Raw genomic sequence first — 2,597 nt, forward strand, 5'->3', positions numbered from 1 at the left:
TGCCGTCTCAGTGGGGTCGCATTATAGGGCGCAGCCAGTTTTACGCAAGCGTTTTTTAAAGAAAACTTAAAATAAAATGCTGTTCGCTTGATATTTAAACCAAACGATTAAAAACAATACTAAACCATCTGCATTTTGGGTAACTCGACTTGGTTTTACATTCTAAGCTGGTATTGAGCAGTGCATAATTTAAGCACCACTCGATTGTTTGGGTAATATAAAGTGTGCTTATTACGCTACGCATATTAAGCATGCACAAATAGTAAACAAAACTAAAAGTCATGCAATTCTTTATAAGTAATAACCTGAGTAATTAGAAATTAGAGAAAGCCAATGTACTTTTAATGTAGTTTAAAACTAATGGCCTTCATTATTTTACTATATAGTACTGAAGCTACTACATAGGTATTATTTACTTGCTCATTTACTACAAGCAAATATCCAAACAAGCGTTATCGCTTATTAATGGAAAATAGCGACACTATACAATAAGTACTGCCCTCCCTAAAACCAAACTCGCTACTATTAATTTAACCTCTAAAGATAAACACGCCTTAGTGAATAGCTTTAACAAACGCGTTTAATTTAAACACTGCAACTTAAATACAGTGTGATATTATATCAAGGTAGCATAAGGATAAGAGAACGATGAATATAGAATCACTCGTAAGTAAAGCAAAACAAGTATGTGACAACCGTGGTGCGCGATTTACACCTATCCGTGAAAAGGTATTTCGTTTACTTGCAAGTGCGCAAGGTGGTGTGGGCGCGTATGATTTGCTCGAGCAATTAAAAGTAACAGAAACTGGCGCTAAACCTGCCACGATATACCGTGCATTAGATTTTTTGGCTGAGCTTGGTTTTATTCATAAAATTGAAAGCACCAATGCATTTATGTTGTGCCATCATTTTGATCATATTCATCCTGTACAGTTATTAATTTGCGATACCTGTGGTTTTGTTAAAGAACTGCATTCAACCGTTATTTCGCATGAGCTAAATAGTTTAGCTGCGGAAGGTGGGTTTGTTGTATCGGCGCAAACAATAGAAGCACATGGAAGGTGTGAGTCTTGTAGAGCTGCATAGTTTTAGTAGCGATATAAACATTTTATATAGCTATTTTTTAGCACCAATTTAAGAGTAAATTATATGAATGTAGAGTTCATCAACCCTTTTTTATCTTCTTTGATCAATGTATTAAGTACAATGGCTCAAACACAATTAAAGCCAGGTAAGCCACGCATTAAAACTGATGAGAAAGCTTGTGGTGATGTATCAGGCCTGATCGGAATGGTTGGTCCGCAAACACGAGGCTCTTTTTCAATAACTTTTGATGAGCAGTTAGCACTAACTATCATGGAGCGTATGCTTGGCGAACGTCCAGATAGTATAAATGAAGAAGTAACCGATATGGTAGGCGAAATTACTAATATGGTTACAGGTGGCGCTAAAAACTTATTGGGTCAAAAAGGTTTCGACTTTGATATGGCAACTCCAATAGTTGTATCTGGTAAAGACCATACAATTACCCATAAAAGCCAAGGTAAAAAAATACTCATGCCATTTACCTGCGATGCGGGTAACGCCAATATTGAAGTGAGTTTCGATAAGTTATGAGTTGGCAACAAAAAGTCATTACTTTAAAACCTCGTATCCGAGGTTTTCATTTAATTGATAACGAAATACTCATTCAAATCCCCGAACTCACAAATTACAAAGTGGGTTTACTGCACTTATTTATTCAACACACTTCAGCTAGCCTAACCATTAATGAAAATGCCGACCCTACTGTACGTATGGATATGGAGAGCCACTTTAATGAATTTGTTCCGCAGTGCCAACCCTATTATCGTCACGATTATGAAGGTGACGACGACATGCCAGCTCATATAAAAACCAGTATTTTAGGCTGTGAGTTAAGCATCCCTATTACAAATGGCTATTTAGCTTTAGGTACATGGCAAGGTGTTTATTTAGGTGAACATCGAGACAGCGGTGGTACTAGGCGAATTGTAGCAACCATTCAGGGCGAGTTGTTTTAACAAGTCGCCTCATCAAAGCTTAAACCTCACTCCCGCCGCATACCCATTAATTATCACAGTAAAAACACATCACTTTATTGGTAAAGAACTTGCCCTTCGCGAGTAACTATCGTTGCTAATTACTAAAGGCTTTAACTCAATTTTTATCGAATGCATAGCGAGAAAACCTAGTGTTCTTCAGTCGCTGGATAGTTCACTGCATATGAAATCAGATAGAGAAAGATTGTATTTAAAATAAGAATTTTTTTATGGCTTTTTATTTAGGGATATTTTTAATAGATATAAAAGATTGGAGCGGTACACGAGGCTCGAACTCGTGACCTCGACCTTGGCAAGGTCGCGCTCTACCAACTGAGCTAGTACCGCATTATAAAGTAGTCAGTAATTCGTCCGTTGGTGCGCGACAAATCGCGTTCAACATTCTGGCAACTGAACTAGTACCGCATTTTTATTCAACACTGCAATTTCTTTTGGTTAGAAATTGGAGCGGCACACGAGGCTCGAACTCGTGACCTCGACCTTGGCAAGGTCGCGCTCTACCAACTGAGCTAGTGC

The 2,597-nt window shown here is 38.0% G+C and carries 3 protein-coding genes and 1 tRNA gene; 3 read left to right on the plus strand and 1 reads right to left on the minus strand.

Features of this window, described 5'->3' with window-relative positions; genetic code table 11:
• The first annotated feature begins 648 nt into the window (after nucleotides 1–648).
• The 3 genes from AAEZ22_RS17895 (at nucleotide 649) to AAEZ22_RS17905 (ending at nucleotide 2,042) form a co-directional block, all read left to right on the plus strand.
• On the plus strand, nucleotides 649–1,086 hold the full coding sequence (locus tag AAEZ22_RS17895; RefSeq protein ID WP_011327201.1) for a transcriptional repressor: 438 nt from the start codon (nucleotides 649–651) through the stop codon (nucleotides 1,084–1,086).
• 63 nt (nucleotides 1,087–1,149) lie between these two features.
• Nucleotides 1,150–1,617: a chemotaxis protein CheX gene (locus AAEZ22_RS17900; RefSeq protein WP_011327200.1), complete on the plus strand. Its 468-nt coding sequence runs from the start codon at nucleotides 1,150–1,152 to the stop codon at nucleotides 1,615–1,617.
• Entirely contained in the window at nucleotides 1,614–2,042 is a 429-nt protein-coding gene (locus tag AAEZ22_RS17905) for a secondary thiamine-phosphate synthase enzyme YjbQ (RefSeq protein WP_089367755.1), read from the plus strand. Before AAEZ22_RS17900 ends, AAEZ22_RS17905 begins: the two co-directional genes overlap by 4 nt.
• Nucleotides 2,043–2,332: 290 nt before the next feature.
• Here the strand turns inward: AAEZ22_RS17905 and AAEZ22_RS17910 are convergent.
• Nucleotides 2,333–2,408, minus strand: a tRNA-Gly gene (locus AAEZ22_RS17910).
• Nucleotides 2,409–2,597: the final 189 nt, after the last annotated feature.

This window comes from Pseudoalteromonas sp. 20-MNA-CIBAN-0454 (assembly GCF_040308685.1).
In the GTDB taxonomy this organism is placed as follows: domain Bacteria; phylum Pseudomonadota; class Gammaproteobacteria; order Enterobacterales; family Alteromonadaceae; genus Pseudoalteromonas; species Pseudoalteromonas nigrifaciens.

Excerpts from the sequence above, each read along its gene's own strand:
- AAEZ22_RS17895 (WP_011327201.1), top strand. The coding sequence starts at position 649 with ATGAATATAGAATCACTCGTAAGTAAAGCAAAACAAGTATGTGACAAC.
- AAEZ22_RS17900 (WP_011327200.1), top strand. The coding sequence starts at position 1,150 with ATGAATGTAGAGTTCATCAACCCTTTTTTATCTTCTTTGATCAATGTA.
- AAEZ22_RS17905 (WP_089367755.1), top strand. The coding sequence starts at position 1,614 with ATGAGTTGGCAACAAAAAGTCATTACTTTAAAACCTCGTATCCGAGGT.